The organism is Archangium sp. (assembly GCF_057119385.1).
Map to the genome: position 1 here is coordinate 32686 of NZ_DBNGVP010000144.1, position 15132 is coordinate 47817.

The window sequence follows — 15132 nt, forward strand, 5'->3', positions numbered from 1 at the left end:
CCAGGCAGCTTCTTCCGCGCATCCAGGTGCCGGCCTACTCCTCCGCCTCGAAGTCCACGTTGAAGACCAGGCGCTGGTCTCCGGGCAGCATGAAGGTCTTCTCCCAGACGGACTCGTTCTGGGTGACGCGCAGCTGGTGCTCGCCCTCGAACAGCGTCTTCTCGGAGACCGGTGCCGTGCCCAGGTCCTGCCCGTCGAGCGTCACCTTCGCTCCGGAAGGCGCGTGCACCAGGATGGAGCCCATACCCAGGCGGATGCGGAACGTCACCGTGTCCGGAGTGGAGCGCACGTCGATCATCCGTGCCGTCCGCAGCCCTCGGGCCTCGTCCAGGAAGTTGAGCATGTGGCGGCCCGGCGCGAGCGGAACCGTCAACGGCGAGCGGCCCATGGCCTTGCCATCCACGGACACCGACACGTCGCCGGGACTCACGAAGATCTCCACCGGCGTGGGCGGCACGGTGGGCGCCGCCGGGGCCGCCGCCACGCGCACTCCGGCATCCGTTGGGGACGCGGGCGCGGCCTCGAGCAGCACGGGCGTGTCGAACCGCAGCTCCTCACCCGCGTCCGTCCCCAGGTCCTCGACGGGCGGGGGCTTCTGCCGGACGCTCCAGACGGTACCCACCGCGCTCACGAGCAGCACGGCGCCCACCGCGACGGCGAGGGGCGTGGACGAGCGGCGCGCACGCGCGGGCCGGGTCTCGGCGGGAGGCGGCGCCGGCACAGCGGGGGGCTCGGCCACGGCGGGCGGCGCCAGGCTCGCGGGCGGCACGCTCGGCGCCGGCTCCTCCGGTGGCACGGCCGTGGGGAGCTGCGTGCGGACGGAGACGGGCTCGGGCGCGAGGATGGGCGCGGAGCCGGTGATGGGGAGCTGCGCGCGCACGGAGATGGGCTCGGGCGCGATGATGGGCGCGGAGCCCGTGATGGGGATCTGCGTGCGGGCGGAGACGGGCTCGGGCGCGACCACGGGCACGGGCCCGGTCAGACGCGCGGGCGCGACCGCGCCGCGGGCGAGCGCCTCGAGCCCCTTGTCGATCGTCCGCTTCCGGGCGGCCCGCAGCTCGTTGTCGGGAGGGATCAGCTTCGAGATCAGCTCGGCGAAGGCCGTGGACGGGGGCAGCTCGCCCGAGACGGCCACCAGGGCCTCGCGGAAGGCGAGGGCACTCGGGTACCGGTCCCCGGAGCGCTTGGCCGTCGCGCGGCGCACCACCTCGTTGTAGGGCAGGGGGATCTCGGGCGGCAGCGGCGGCAGCGGCCGGTTGAGGATCGCCTTGTCCGGCTCGATCGAATCCTGGAACGGCTTGCGCCCCGAGAGGCACTCGTACAGCAGCAGCCCCAGGAGGAACACATCCGTCAGCACCGAGGAGGCCTCGCGGCCGCCCAGGAGCTGCTCGGGGGCGATGTACAGGCGCCGGTTGCGCACCCGGCGTCCATTGCGCTCCCTCGGCGCCACCCCGAGCGCTCCGTACCCCGACACCTTGCACACGCCGTTGAACGAGACCATCACGGTCTCCGGGCGCAGATCTCCGTGGATCAGCGGCGTCCCATCATCGTTGCCCGCCACGTGCGCGTAGTGCACGCCCATGGCCACGTCCGCGGCCACCAGCGCCGCCAGGGGCGGGGGCAGCCGCTGGGCCGCGTCCAACACCTGGCGCAGCGGCTCTCCATCCGCGTACTCCGTCACGCGCGCCAGCCGGCCCTCCAGCGTCACCAGCCCATGCACCCGCAGGATGTTGGGATGCTCGAACACGACGGCGCGCTCCGTCTCCCGCTCCAGCCGCGCGCGCTGCATCGCGTCCTGCGCCACCTCGGCCGGGGCCCACACCAGCACCACCGGCCGCGGCGCGGCTCCTTCTTCCAGCGCCAAGGCCAGAAACGGGCGCGAACCCTCTCCTGGCATCAACGGACCCAGTGACTGGTAGCGAACCTGGCTCATGGATTCCCTCTTCTACGGCGACCCGACTCCCACCGCCAGCCACAGGGTGTGAGTTCCACTCCCTGACAGAATGGTAAAAATCGAAGAATCCACCAGCCGTGAAATGAGAACTTCACTTTCCCTGGAAAACAAAGTATTAATACACCTCTACTGAATTGATTCGGTGGGGCTGTGTTGACCCTCCCTGATGGTGGAGTCGAGGCAGCCCCGGAGGGGAGTGGGGCATGCGGCGGACCTCTTACCAGTCGCTGATGCGTCACGAGGGCCAGACGGGCTCGGGGACGGGTGCGTGCCGGCCGGTCTTCGTGTTCTCCGGGCAGGGGTCGCAGTGGACGGGCATGGGGCGTGCGCTGCTGGAGCGCTCGACGGTGTTCGCGCTGGTGCTGAAGGCGTGCGACGTGCAGGTGCGGCGGCTGATGGGCTGGTCGTTGCTGGAGGTGCTGACGTCGGACAGCGCGCGGCTGGGAGACATCGAGGTGAGCTGTCCGGCCATCGTGTCCATGGAGATCGCCCTGGCGGCGCTGTGGCGCTCGTGGGGAATCGAGCCGGTGGCGGTGGTGGGGCACAGCATCGGCGAGGTGGCGGCGGCGCACGTGGCGGGAGTGCTGACGCTGGAGGACGCGATGCGGGTCATCTGCCACCAGGGCCGGACGGTGGGGAAGCTGAAGGGGAAGGGGGCCATGGCGGTGGTGGGGTTGCCGTGGGCGCACGTGGGAGAGGCGCTGCCCGAGTTCTCGGGCCAGGTATGGCGGGTCATCCACGCGAGCCCCGAGTGGACGGTGGTGGCCGCGGAGCCGGAGGTGTTGGAGCGGGTGCTGGGGGCGTTGCGCAGGCGCGGGGTGCCGGCGCGCCGGGTGGACTCGGAGGTGGCGGCGCACTGTCCGCAGGTGGATCCGTACCGGGAGGAGCTCCAGGGGTTGCTGCGGGACATCTGCCCGCGCTCGGAGCGGCGGCCCATCGTCTCCACGGTGACGGGAGGCGCGCTGGCGGGGCCGCGGTTCGACGCGGGCTACTGGGTGCGCAACCTCGCCGAGCCGGTGCTGTTCCGCGAGGCGGTGGACACGCTGCTCGACATGGGGCACGACGCCTTCCTGGAGGTCAGCCCGCATCCGCTGGTGAGGCACTCGCTGGAGTCGTGCCTGGAGGGCGCGGGAGTGGAAGGGCGGCTGTTCGTGTCGATGCGGCGCGGCAAGGAGCCGACGCAGGAGATGCTGGCGACGCTGCGCAGCCTGTCCCGGCCGCCCGCGCCGGAGCGGCAGGCCGAGGCGTCATTATCGGTGGCCGGGGAGCCGTTCCTGGCGCACGTGGCGTGAATCACCCGAGCAGCAGGGGCCGCCGAGCAAATGCGGTGTGTTGCGGCAACCCGTGGCATCCGGTGCGCGCGGGGCAATGAGACGGCGGGCGGGCGGGTGAGCGCCCGGTCGCCGCGGCAGCCGCGGCTCGGAGCCGCCCCCGGACGCCGCACCCTACCTCGGATGTCACCTCCTCCTGTATGATGGGAGGGGTCTGGCGGGAGCGCCAGCGGGAGGAGTGCGAACATGGGTCGGGGAAAGCGTCCAGCCACCTACGAGGACATCGAGGCCCTGCCGACAGGGTGGGTGGGGGAGATCATCGACGACGAGCTGTGGGCCTTTCCACGGCCGGCGGCGTGGCACACGCGGGCGGCTTCGAAGCTGGGCGTGCTGTTGGATCGCTTCGACGTTGGGCAGGGCGGTCCAGGGGGGTGGTGGCTCCTGGACGAGCCGGAGCTGCACTTCGGACGGCAGGTGCTGGTCCCGGACCTGGCGGGCTGGCGGCGGGAGCGGGCGCCCGGGCTGCTGGAACGGGACGAGCCCTTCTTCGACCTGGCGCCTGACTGGGTCTGCGAGGTGCTGTCGCCCTCCACGAGCGCGTTGGACCGGGGGCGCAAGCTGGACGTCTACCACCAGGAGGGGGTGAGCCATGCGTGGCTGGTGGACCCGCGAGCCCACACCCTGGAGGTGTACCGCCGGGGCAGGAAGGGCTGGCGGCTCGCCGCCCGTCACGGGGGCGAGGAGGTGGTTCGCGCCGAGCCCTTCGATGCCGAACCGCTCGAGCTGGGGCTGCTCTGGGTGACGAAGTCCACCCCAGCTCCAGGGCCCTGAGGCCTACCCCGGGGTGAACCACACCACGGAGAGGGGAGGCAGCGTCAGCGTGGCCGAGGCCTCCTGTCCGTCCCAGCCGAACTGCTCGGTGTGGATGCGGCCCATGTTGCCGATGCCGGAGCCGCCGTAATCCCGGGCGTCCGTGTTCATCAGCTCCACGTAGCCGCCGTGCCGGGGGAAGCCGACGCGGTAGCCCTCGCGGGGCACGGGCGACAGGTTGGCGATGCACACCACGTGGCCTCCCGGCTGCCGCGAGCGCCGCACGAAGGCGAACACGTTGGCCGCCGCCGCGTCCGGTTGCAGCCACTGGAAGCCGAACGGCTCGCTGTCCGCGTCGTACAGCGCCGGGTGGCTCCGGTAGAGCTTGTTCAGGTCCGCCATCATCGCGCGGATGCCCCCGTGGCCCGGATCCCCGAGCAGGTGCCAGTCCAGGCTCCGGTCGTTGTTCCACTCGGCGGGCTGGCCGAACTCGCCGCCCATGAAGAGCAGCTTCTTGCCCGGGTGCGCCCACATCCACGCCAGCAGCGCCCGGAGGTTGGCGCGCTTCTGCCACGCGTCTCCCGGCATCTTCCCGTACAGCGAGCCCTTGCCGTGCACCACCTCGTCATGGCTCAGCGGCAGCATGAAGTGCTCGCTGAAGGCGTACAGCAGGCCGAAGGTGAGCTGGTTGTGGTGGTGCTGACGGTAGATGGGATCCTTCGAGTAGTACGTCAGCGTGTCGTGCATCCAGCCCATGTTCCACTTGAAGTGGAAGCCGAGTCCGCCCTCGTGGGTGGGCTGGCTCACCTTGGGCCACGCGGTGGACTCCTCGGCGATCATCACCGCGCCGGGGAACTTGCGGCGCACGGTGTCGTTGAGCTCGCGCAGGAAGGAGATGGCCTCCTCGTTCTCGCGGCCGCCCCAGCGGTTGGGGACCCACTCGCCATGCTTGCGGCTGTAGTCGAGGTACAGCATGGAGGCCACCGCGTCCACGCGCAGGCCGTCGATGTGGTACTCCTCGAGCCAGAAGAGCGCGTTGGCGATGAGGAAGTTGCGCACCTCGTTGCGGCCGAAGTTGAAGACGTAGGTGCCCCAGTCCGGCTGCGTGCCCTGGCGGGGATCCGCGTGCTCGTAGAGGGCCGTGCCGTCGAACTGGCCCAGCGCGTGCGCGTCCCGGGGGAAGTGTCCGGGCACCCAGTCCAACAGCACGCCGATGCCCTGCTCGTGCAGGTAGTTGACGAGGTAGCGGAAGTCATCCGGGTGGCCGAAGCGCGCGGTGGGGGCGTAGTAGTTGCCCACCTGGTAGCCCCAGGAGCCGCCGAAGGGGTGCTCCGAGACGGGCATCAGCTCCACGTGGGTGAAGCCCATCTGCTTCACGTAGTCGGCGAGCGCGGTGGCCATCTCCCGGTAGCTGAGGGAGCGATCGCCGTCCTCCACCACGCGCCGCCACGAGGCCAGGTGCACCTCGTAGACACTCCACGGCTCGTGGTCCACGTTCTTCCCGCGGCGCGCCTCCATCCACTGCCCGTCCGACCACTGGAAGTGGTTCAGGTCGTGCACCACCGAGGCCGTGGCCGGAGGCACCTCGGTGCGGAAGGCGTACGGGTCCGACTTCAGCAGGCGCGCGCCGCCGTGGCCGGGGCGGATCTCGAACTTGTAGCGCGTGCCCTCGGCGACCTCGGGGATGAAGAGCTCCCAGATGCCCGAGGCGCCCATGCGCCGCATGGCGTGCAGCCGGCCATCCCAGCTGTTGAAGTCACCCACCACGGACACGCCCGCGGCCGTGGGCGCCCACACCGCGAAGGCCACGCCGCTGATGCCGCTGTGGTGGATGGGGTGGGCTCCCATGCGCTTCCACACGTCCTCGTGCCGGCCCTCGCCCACCAGGTGCAGGTCGATGTCGCCCAGCGTGGGCAGGAAGCTGTAGGGGTCCCTCAGGGTGAACTTCTTGTTGCCCGGGTACTCCACCTCGATGAGGTAGTTGAAGTGCTCCGTCTTGCCGTTGATCCGGGCCTCGAAGACGCCCCCCAGCCGGTGCGTCATGGGAATCCGCCCGCCGAACTCGGGCAACACGTGGAGGGCCACGGCATCCGGGCGGAAGGCCCGGACGACGATCGCGTCCCCATCCGGGTGGATGCCCAGCACGCGATGCGGCTCGGGGTGCCTCAGCTCCACCACCTGCTGCAGCTCCGCATCCACCTGCTGCCGATCCATCGGCTTCTTCACTTGCGAACCTCCATCCTCATGAGTGCCTGGACGGGGATGCGCACCCAGTCCGGCCGGTTCTGCAACTCGTAGCGCACTTCGTAGAGCATCTTCTCCAGCTCGAAGGCGTCAAGCATCGAATTGAAGGACGCATCGTCCTGGGGCAGGAAGGCCGCCCCGCGCGTGGCGGCGCGGTAGCCCTCGAGAAAGGCCTTGCGTGCCGGGCCCACGCGATCGCCGCCGCTCTGGCCCTCCAGCCCCACCGTCGCCTCCGCGTAGTCGAAGGAGCGCAACATTCCCGCAACGTCCCGCAGGGCCGAATACTTCTCCCGCCGCTGGGCGAAGCTGCGGCCCGGCTCTCCCTCGAAGTCGAAGAGGAGCCAGTCCCCCTCGGTGCGCAGTACCTGGCCGAGGTGGAGATCTCCGTGGATGCGGATCTTCTGCCCCGAGGGCGGCACCTGCGCCAGCTGGGTGGCGTGGCCGATGAGGCTCTCGCGGCGGCCCTCCAGGTCGGGGAACTGGCGGGAGGCCTCGTTGAGGGTGACGCCCATCTCTCCCACGATGGAGGCGCTCCAGCGCTGCATGTCCTCGGCGAGGAGGGGCTCCGGGGAGAAGGCGGGATCATCCGTGCTGGAGGCGAACGCATGGTGCAGCTCGCCCAGCCGCTGGCCCAGGCCGCGCAGCTCGCCGAGGAAGGCGTCCGTCAGCCGGGGTCCGGCGCGGAAGTGCTTCAGCGTGTAGAGCCAGCCGTCGGTGACGTGGGGGATGTAGCGGTGGACCACGGCGAGGGTGGCGCCCGCGGGCCCCTCGGACTGGAGCGCGCCCAGCAGGGTGGGCGTGGCCCGGAAGGACGTCTTCGTGGCGAGGAAGCGGCCCACCTCGTACTCGGGGTTGAGGCCGGCCTCCAGCTTGCGGATGACCTTGAAGATGACCTTCTCGGCCACCACCACCGAGGTGTTGCTCTGCTCCACCTGGAGCCGGCGCACGGGCAGGGGCGAGGGCAGGGCCATCAACCCCTCGGGGGTGTCCAGCCACTCGCCCTTCACCGAGCCCGAGGCGCTGGGGATGGAGCGCTTCTCACGGATGAGGCTGAAGAGACCGCGCAGCACCTCCACGTCATCGAGCGCGTCCTGGACGCCCTCGCCCTTGCTCTCCACGGGGAGCAGGTAGCGGTCCGGGTGGCCCAGCTCGTAGGTGACCTCCACCACGGCGAGGGTGAAGTCGCGTCCGCCGGGCAGCTCGACGCGGGCGTGGTCCACCACGGTGACGGCCTTGATGGGCCAGGCCTTGCCGGCGAACCAGCGCTGGTTGCGGAGGTAGTCTGGCAGTTTGGTCAGGTCGATGGGGGCGGTCACGGCATTCCTCTCCCGGGCGCGAGCTTCTCGAGGCGGAACCACAGGAACATGTAGGGGCCGAGCGTGAGCTGGTACGGCATGCCGGAGATGCGCGGGAAGGGCGTCTCGCCGATCAGCTCCACGGGCACCTGGCCCTCCCACTCGCGCATGTCGAGCACCGCCGGCTGGGCGAAGCGCGAGAGGTTGCAGATGATGAGGATCGTCTGTCCCTCGTACTCGCGGGTGAAGGCGAGCACCTTGCGGTTGTCGTGGTGGACCCAGCGCAGCTTGCCCATGGCGAAGGCGGGGTAGCGCTGGCGTACGCGCAGCAGCCGCTTCATCCAGTTGAGCATGGACGAGCGGGTGCGCTCCTGGGCCTCCACGTTGATGGACTGATAGCCGTAGACGGGGTCCGCGATGATGGGGGCGTACAGGCGCGCGTAGTCGGCGCGGGAGAAGCCCGCGTTGCGGTCGCTCGTCCACTGCATGGGGGTGCGCACGCCGTTGCGATCGCCCAGGTAGATGTTGTCCCCCATGCCGATCTCATCCCCGTAGTACATGACGGGGGTGCCGGGCAGGGTGAACAGCAGGCTGTGCATCAGCTCGATCCGCCGCCGCCCGTTGTCCATGAGGGGAGCGAGCCGGCGCCGGATGCCGAGGTTGATGCGCATGCGCGGATCCGTGGCGTACTCCCGGTACATGTAGTCGCGGTCCTCGTCCGTGACCATCTCGAGCGTCAGCTCGTCGTGGTTGCGCAGGAAGATGGCCCACTGGCAGTTGTCGGGGATGTCCGGGGTCTGCTGGAGGATTTCCACGATGGGCGTGCGGTCCTCGCGGCGCACCGCCATGAAGAGGCGGGGCATCACGGGGAAGTGGAAGCCCATGTGGAACTCGTCGCCGTCACCGAAGTAGACGCGCACGTCGGCGGGCCACTGGTTGGCCTCGGCGAGCAGCATCTTGTCGCCGCCGTACTCCGCGTCGAGCGTCTTGCGCAGCTTCTTGAGGAAGGCGTGGGTCTCGGGGAGGTTCTCGCAGTTGGTGCCCTCGCGCTCGAAGAGGTAGGGCACGGCGTCGCAGCGGAAGCCGTCCACGCCCATGTTCAGCCAGAAGCGCATGACGTCCAGCATGGCCTCCTGGACCTCGGGGTTGTCGTAGTTGAGGTCCGGCTGGTGGCTGAAGAAGCGGTGCCAGAAGTACTGCTTGGCGACGGGATCCCACGTCCAGTTGGAGCGCTCGGTGTCGGTGAAGATGATGCGCGTGCCCCGGTACTTCTCGTCCGTATCGCTCCAGACGTAGAAGTCGCGCTTGGGGCTCTTGGGATCGCGCCGCGCCTCCTGGAACCAGGCGTGCTGATCGCTCGTGTGGTTGACGACGAGCTCGCTGATGACGCGGATGTCGCGCTTGTGGGCCTCGTCCACCAGGCGCTGGAAGTCCGCGAGCGTGCCGTAGTCCGGGTGCACCGCGTAGTAGTCCGCGATGTCGTAGCCGTCGTCCTTCAGGGGTGACGGGTAGTGGGGCAGGATCCACAGGCAGGTGACGCCCAGGTCCTGCAGGTACGGGAGCTTCTCGATGAGACCGGGGATGTCCCCGTGCCCATCCGCGTTCGAGTCATAGAACGCGCGGATGTGCAGTTCGTAGATGACTGCCTTCTTGTACCAGAGCGGATCCGTCCGGGTCATAAGCTCGCTGGGGTGTCATTCGTAGTAGTCGAACGCCTGTTCGCTGCGGCGGAAGCGGTACACGGCCCAGATGGCCGCGGGCTGCTCGGGCGTGAGACGCACGTGCGCGGTGGGCCCCTGCCACAGGCTCCGCTCGTCCGTCATCAGCTCGTGGACCTGATACGTCTCGTCCGGTGGGATGCCCAGCTCCTTCAGGGGCACGTGCAGCACGGACTCCTGGGCATGGTAGGGATCGAAGCTCACCGCCACGAGCACCTGGCTCGAGCCGTCTGGGGTGCGCTTCAGGTAGAACATCACCTGCTCGTTGTCCGAGGGATGGAAGCGCAGGTTGGAGTAGAGCTGGAAGGCGCGGTGCTCGCGGCGGATGGCGTTGAGCCGGGAGATGTAGCCGCGGATGTTGCCCGGGCGCTCCAGGTCCCACGCCTTGAGCTCGTACTTCTCCGAGTCGAGGTACTCCTCCTTGCCCGGCTTGACGGGAGTGCCCTCGCACAGCTCGTAGCCGCAGTACATGCCCCAGGTACTGGAGAGCGTGGCGGCCATGGCGGCGCGCAGGCGGAAGCCTCCGGGGCCGCTGCGCTGGAGGAACTCGGGGAGGATGTCCGGGGTGTTGGGCCAGAGGTTGCCGCGCATGAAGTCGGCCACGGGCGGCGAGGTGAGCTCCGTGAGGTACTCCTCCATCTCCTGCTTGAAGTTGCGCCAGGTGAAGTAGGTGTACGACTGCTGGAAGCCGAGCCTGGCCAGGGCCTTCATCACCTTGGGACGGGTGAAGGCCTCGGAGAGGAAGACGACGTCGGGCCGGACGGAGTGGACCTCGCGGATGAGCCAGGCCCAGAAGGGCAGGGGCTTGGTGTGCGGGTTGTCCACGCGGAAGATGCGCACGCCCTGCTCCACCCAGTGCATCACCACCGACTTGAGCTCGGGCCAGAGCGTGGCACGCCCGGGGCCCATCCAGTCGAAGTTGACGATGTCCTCGTAGCGCTTGGGCGGGTTCTCGGCCGTCTTGATGGTGCCATCGGGCCGGTGGAGGAACCACTCGGGGTGCTCCTTCACGTAGGGGTGGTCCGGCGAGCACTGCCAGGCGATGTCCAGGGCGATCTCGATGCCCAGGGCGTTGGCGGCCTGGACGAAGTGCCGGAAGTCCTCGAGCGTGCCGAGCTGGGGGTGCACGGCCTTGTGGCCGCCCTCGGCGGCGCCGATGGCCCAGGGGCTGCCCACGTCCTCGGGGCCCGCGGTGAGGCTGTTGTTCTTTCCCTTGCGCGCCGTGCGGCCGATGGGGTGGATGGGTGGCAGGTAGATGACGTCGAAGCCCAGCGACTGCACGTAGGGGAGCCACTTCTCGGCGTCCCGGAAGGAGCCGTGCGTGCGGCCGTCGTTGCGCGTCGAGCGCGGGAAGAACTCGTACCAGGCGCTGAACTGGGCCTTCTCGCGGTCCACGAAGACCTCGAGCACGCGGTCGTACCGGGTGGCGAGGGAGCGATCCACGTACCTGGAAGCCGTGAGGGTGAGCCCTGGATCCATGGCCGCGGCGATGGCGTTGGGGCTCATGCCCTTGTCGAAGAGGGCGGCGGCCTCGGTGAGGCGCCGGGCCTCGTCGGGGCTGCCGGCCTTCTGGGCGCGCTCGGCGTGGGCGCGGAGCATGGCGGCGCCCTCGAGGAGCTCGCTGCGCACGTCACGGCCCACGTCCACCTTGCGTTTGATCTCGGTGACCCAGGTGGCGAAGAGGTCCGGCCAGGCCTCGACGGTGAACTCGTAGCGGCCGTTGCGGGCGAGGGGGAACTCGACCTCCCACAAGTCGTTGCCCTTGGCGGCCATGGGCACCTCGGCCCATTCGGTCACCTGCTCCTTGGGCGCGGATTGCCTCCAGCGCACCACGGCCACCAGGATGTCGTGACCCTCCTTGAAGATGTCGGCCTTGACCGTGAGGGACTCGCCCTCGACGCGCTTCACGGGCCATCGTCCGGCGTCCAGCTGGGGGCGGACGTTCTCGATGACCGTGCTTCCGATTCTTTCGCTCATAAAGACAGGTGGCCTCTATAGGTCCCCGCGCCGCGCTGCCCTGGCGCTATTTTTCACCACGCGTTGATTCAAGACGCTCCAGGCGTCCGGCCCGTTGGCCCGTCAACGTTAGGAATGGCTCCGCACGGTGCACACCGGGTGGGATGGGCCGCTCCCCTGTCCGGCGCTCGGGCCAGGCGAGCGGGCAGACGGGGCAGGGGGTGGTGGGGCGGGCCCCGGGTTGCTTGCCCGGTGGTTTGACGGGCCAGGGGATTAGCGCCTGTAATCCTTGAGTTTCGGCTTCCGGCCCCTTCGGTGGGCTGGGGAAGGTGCGGCGTGTCCCTCCAACTCGTTGATCTGAGCCCCTCGCGAGCGCAGCGGTCTCCCGGCTTCATCGTGCTCGCGCTGGCGGGCCTGCTGCTGGTGCTGCTTGTTGGGTGCAGCACGGCCTCACGGGTCGTGCGCCTGGACACGGGTGAGGGCAAGCCCCTCGTCGTCACTCCGCGCGGCGGCGAGCCGCCGGTACAGTTGCGCGAGGGCGAGTTCAAGGCATCCCTGGCCGAGCTGGCGCGGGAGGTGCGGCCCGCGGCCAACCCCCTGCAGCACGCCCGGCAGTTGATGTTCGACTCCCGCTGGCACGAGGAGGTGTACCTGACGTGGACGGGGCGGCGCCTCGAGCTGGACCCCGAGGGAGAAACGGCGCGGCGGGCGGCCCAGGCGTGCCTGACGCTGACGCACGACTACGGTCGTTGGTGTGAGCGCCAGGGGCGATCTCGAGACTGCCTGTCGCTGCTGAAGCACGGGCCTGTCCTCGATGCGGATGGCCGGTACGTCGTGGCCATGGAGCTGGCGCTCGGCGTGGTGTGGAACGAGACGCGGGAGGCCTTCAAGGACATGGCCAGTCCGGAGGCGGTGCGAGCCACCCTCGTGTCCGCCATGGCCATGTACCTGATGCTCTGGTCGATTCCCGAGCCCGCGAGCAAGGGCCTGGCTGCCAGCCTGACGGCCGGGCTCATCGCCTACCTTGGCGTGGACACTGTCTGGAGCCTCATCCAGGGCTGGAGGCTACTGGTCGCGGAGGCGGACCAGGCCACCACCTTCGCCGAGCTGCGCGCGGCGGGCGAGCGGTTCGGCCGGGTGATGGGGAAGAACTCGGCGCGCGTCTTCATCCTTCTGACGACGGCGGCGCTCGGGAACACGGCGGGGCTGGCGGTGAAGGGGCCGGGATTGCCTGGGGCCTCGCGGGCGGCGGTGCTGGCGGAGTCCCAGGCGGGCTTCCAGTGGGCCGCCGTGGGCGAGGTGCGGTCCGTGGCCGTGTCCGCGGAGGGGAGCTTTGCCATTGCCCTGGCACCGGGGGCAGTGGCCATGACGGCCCAGGGTCCGGGCGGTGGACAGCCCTCTTCCGGAAAGACGTCCGTCTACATTTCCGAGAGCCCAGTCACTGGAGATGTCCAGTACGTGGGTATCACCGATGCCATCGCAAGGCGCAGCGCTGAGCAGCTCAGGCAAAAGGGCATTCCTATTGAAAGGTTCATGGAGAACCTATCGAGGGAGGATGCGCGGGCTGTTGAGCAGGCGTTGATTGAAATCCATGGTCTCGGCAAGAACGGAGGGACGCTGATGAACCGCATCAACAGCATCGCCCGCTCCAATCCGAAGTACGCCGCCGCACTGCGCCGGGGATTGGAACTTCTCGAATCCATCGGCTACACGGTGAAATGACATGACGAAGCGGCGTAAGCGGGTTCGTATCGGAGATGTCCTGGAGGTCAGCACACCCAGGGGGCTGGCCTATATCCATCACACCTACTTCACCTATAGGCCGTACTTCGAGGTCATCCGCGTGCTGCCGGGATTCTTCGCCACGCGCCCTGTGGACTTCACGGATCTCGTCAACCACCCGAAGGCATACTTTGCCTTCTACCCGGCGCGAGTTGCGGTCTCCGAGGGCGTTGTCGAGATTGTTGCCCACCACCCGGTGTCTGCCGATAAGGCGTTCCCGGCCGTATACCGGTGGGCCGGAGCAAGGAGCCGGGAAGGCAGGGTCCTGGCCTGGCGAATCTGCGAGGGCACGAAGCAGACGCTGGTCCGAGAGCTCAGCGAGGAGCAGCGCTACCTGCCCATCGATCGGATCTGGATGCACGACTCCCTGGTGTCCGCCTTGGTGAAGGAATGGCGGCCCGAGCACGACATTGGCATCCCCCCAGCACGGCAAGCACCGGCCCCCACACCGGAGGTGCCGAAGCGCTCGGAGGACTCCGCCCCGCAGCGCGTCCGGCACTTCCTGTACTTCCCGACGGCGAAGGCCAGCAAGGCGGTGGCCGACCAGCTCTCCGCACAGCGCTTCACGGTGGAGCGCCGCAAGAGCGCCGAGGGGAAGAACTGGCTCGTCCTGGCCGGGCACACGGTGGGCCCGGATACACCGGACCTGGACTCCGTGCGTGAGACCCTGGAGCGCCTCGCGCAAGAGCATTCAGGGGAGTACGACGGTCACGAAGTCGAGATGATTCCCTGCACGGAATCGTCTCCATGAAAGTGAAGGGTGGGTTCATGCAGTGGATTTCTTCTGCCGGAGGTCCGCTGGTGCTCATCCCCAAGAGCTTGCAACCGCGATGGCAGGGGACGTGCGGAGTTCCCTCCGACTATGAGGTGGCTTGCGGCGTCGAGGGATACGCGGGTGTCATCGAAAAGGAGGGGAGCCATGTTCTCGTGCTTGGCGACGAACCTCTCCAGACCGCGGTCTCCCGTCTAAACGGAAGGCCTTGTCTGGTGCGGTGGGTCTACGCACCCTCTCCCGGTGTCGCGGAATCCTCTATGACGGCCATGGCGCCCCTGCTCTTGCGAGGCCCCATGGAATCCGTCGCCATTCGTGTCGGTAGTTCTCCCCTGGTTCTCATGGATGCCGGAGCCCATGGCGAGCACCCTGTTGACACGCTCGAAATGGAACTGGAGCCCGGTTCTTACGTTGTCCACGTGTATGAATTCGCTCCTGCTCGGGACATGAAGTTCCTGGTGCATGCGTTCGAGCCGCACTCAGAAAGATGACATGACGAAGCGGCGCACGCGGGTCCGTATCGGAGACGTCCTGGAGGTCAGCACGCCCAGGGGGCTGGCCTACATTCATTACACCTACTTCACCTATCGGCCGTACTTCGAGGCCATCCGCGTGCTGCCCGGCTTCTTCGCCACGCGTCCGGCGGACTTCACGGTCTTGGTAACCCACCCCAAGGCGTTTTTTGCCTTCTACCCGGTGAGACCGGCTGTCTCCCAAGGACTCGTCGAAGTCGTCTCCCATCACCCGGTGTCACCCAACCAGGCATTCCCGGCCATGTACCGGCGTGCGGGAGCCATGAGTCGAGAAGGCAGGGTTCTGGCGTGGCTCATCTTCGAAGGTACGGAGTACACGCTGGTCCGGGAACTGAGCGAGGAGCAGCGCTACCTGCCCATCGATCGGATCTGGATGCATGATTCGATGGTGTCCGCGCTGACGAACGAATGGCGGCCCGAGCAGGACGTCGGCATTCCCCCAGCGCTGCGAGAACCGTCCCCCAGGTCGGAGGCACCGAAGTCCTTGGATGATTCGGCCCCGCAGCGCGTCCGGCACTTCCTGTACTTCCCGTCGGCGAAGGCCAGCAAGGCGGTGGCCGACCAGCTCTCCGCACGGGGTTTCACGGTGGAGTGCCGCAAGAGCGCCGAGGGAAAGAACTGGCTCGTCCTGGCCTGGCACACCGTGGGCCCGGACTCACCGGACCTGGACTCCGTCCGTGAAACCCTCGAGCAGCTCGCGCAGGAGCACTCGGGGGAATACGACGGCCACGAAGTCGAAGTGACTCCCAGCCCGGCTTGACGGAGGGGATGAGCACAAGGCGCCCGGGCGGCAGGGG

11 protein-coding genes are annotated in these 15132 nt (G+C 68.6%); 6 read left to right on the forward strand and 5 right to left on the reverse strand.

Going from position 1 to position 15132, the window contains the following annotated elements; translation table 11 throughout:
- Window positions 1-34: 34 nt before the first annotated feature.
- Complete coding sequence (locus AC16DP_RS34460; protein WP_329734630.1) at window positions 35-1933, reverse strand: protein kinase domain-containing protein; 1899 nt, start codon at window positions 1931-1933, stop codon at window positions 35-37.
- Between the two features lie 224 nt (window positions 1934-2157).
- Here AC16DP_RS34460 and AC16DP_RS34465 point away from each other — a divergent pair, with 224 nt between their 5' ends.
- Entirely contained in the window at window positions 2158-3246 is a 1089-nt protein-coding gene (locus tag AC16DP_RS34465) for an acyltransferase domain-containing protein (RefSeq protein WP_329734631.1), read from the forward strand.
- 225 nt (window positions 3247-3471) lie between these two features.
- Window positions 3472-4056 carry a Uma2 family endonuclease gene (locus AC16DP_RS34470; RefSeq protein ID WP_329734632.1) on the forward strand — a complete coding sequence of 195 codons (585 nt, stop codon included), beginning with the start codon at window positions 3472-3474 and terminating at the stop codon, window positions 4054-4056.
- A gap of 3 nt (window positions 4057-4059) precedes the next feature.
- On the opposite strand, the gene glgB is transcribed toward AC16DP_RS34470, so the two are convergent.
- The 4 genes from glgB to AC16DP_RS34490 are packed head-to-tail and all read right to left on the reverse strand — an operon-like array spanning window position 4060 to window position 11269.
- A complete protein-coding gene (gene glgB, locus AC16DP_RS34475) occupies window positions 4060-6261 on the reverse strand; it encodes a 1,4-alpha-glucan branching protein GlgB (protein ID WP_329734633.1) in 2202 nt (733 codons plus the stop codon).
- Window positions 6258-7595: a maltokinase N-terminal cap-like domain-containing protein gene (locus AC16DP_RS34480; protein ID WP_329734634.1), complete on the reverse strand. Its 1338-nt coding sequence runs from the start codon at window positions 7593-7595 to the stop codon at window positions 6258-6260. Before AC16DP_RS34480 ends, glgB begins: the two co-directional genes overlap by 4 nt.
- Window positions 7592-9253, reverse strand: coding sequence for a maltose alpha-D-glucosyltransferase (treS, locus tag AC16DP_RS34485; RefSeq protein WP_329734635.1), 1662 nt, complete (start codon window positions 9251-9253; stop codon window positions 7592-7594). The genes AC16DP_RS34480 and treS overlap by 4 nt, the downstream gene beginning before the upstream one ends.
- A gap of 15 nt (window positions 9254-9268) precedes the next feature.
- Complete coding sequence (locus AC16DP_RS34490) at window positions 9269-11269, reverse strand: alpha-1,4-glucan--maltose-1-phosphate maltosyltransferase (protein WP_329734636.1); 2001 nt, start codon at window positions 11267-11269, stop codon at window positions 9269-9271.
- A gap of 315 nt (window positions 11270-11584) precedes the next feature.
- On the opposite strand from AC16DP_RS34490, the gene sitA5 reads away from it, so the two are divergent.
- From sitA5 to AC16DP_RS34510, 4 genes are read left to right on the forward strand one after another with little or no spacing between them, the layout of a single operon-like run.
- Complete coding sequence (gene sitA5, locus AC16DP_RS34495) at window positions 11585-12970, forward strand: SitA5 family polymorphic toxin (RefSeq protein ID WP_329734637.1); 1386 nt, start codon at window positions 11585-11587, stop codon at window positions 12968-12970.
- Between the two features lies 1 nt (window position 12971).
- Entirely contained in the window at window positions 12972-13781 is an 810-nt protein-coding gene (locus AC16DP_RS34500) for a ribonuclease E inhibitor RraB (RefSeq protein WP_329734638.1), read from the forward strand.
- Window positions 13782-13798: 17 nt separating this feature from the next.
- Window positions 13799-14293 (forward strand): Imm21 family immunity protein, encoded by a 495-nt coding sequence (locus AC16DP_RS34505; protein WP_414640814.1) that lies wholly within the window; start codon window positions 13799-13801, stop codon window positions 14291-14293.
- Window position 14294: 1 nt separating this feature from the next.
- Window positions 14295-15095 carry a ribonuclease E inhibitor RraB gene (locus AC16DP_RS34510; protein ID WP_329734639.1) on the forward strand — a complete coding sequence of 267 codons (801 nt, stop codon included), beginning with the start codon at window positions 14295-14297 and terminating at the stop codon, window positions 15093-15095.
- The last annotated feature ends 37 nt before the right edge of the window (window positions 15096-15132 follow it).

Excerpts from the sequence above, each read along its gene's own strand:
- AC16DP_RS34460 (WP_329734630.1), bottom strand. The coding sequence starts at position 1,933 with ATGAGCCAGGTTCGCTACCAGTCACTGGGTCCGTTGATGCCAGGAGAG.
- AC16DP_RS34500 (WP_329734638.1), top strand. The coding sequence starts at position 12,972 with ATGACGAAGCGGCGTAAGCGGGTTCGTATCGGAGATGTCCTGGAGGTC.
- AC16DP_RS34510 (WP_329734639.1), top strand. The coding sequence starts at position 14,295 with ATGACGAAGCGGCGCACGCGGGTCCGTATCGGAGACGTCCTGGAGGTC.
- AC16DP_RS34465 (WP_329734631.1), top strand. The coding sequence starts at position 2,158 with ATGCGGCGGACCTCTTACCAGTCGCTGATGCGTCACGAGGGCCAGACG.
- AC16DP_RS34505 (WP_414640814.1), top strand. The coding sequence starts at position 13,799 with ATGCAGTGGATTTCTTCTGCCGGAGGTCCGCTGGTGCTCATCCCCAAG.
- AC16DP_RS34490 (WP_329734636.1), bottom strand. The coding sequence starts at position 11,269 with ATGAGCGAAAGAATCGGAAGCACGGTCATCGAGAACGTCCGCCCCCAG.
- treS (WP_329734635.1), bottom strand. The coding sequence starts at position 9,253 with ATGACCCGGACGGATCCGCTCTGGTACAAGAAGGCAGTCATCTACGAA.
- AC16DP_RS34470 (WP_329734632.1), top strand. The coding sequence starts at position 3,472 with ATGGGTCGGGGAAAGCGTCCAGCCACCTACGAGGACATCGAGGCCCTG.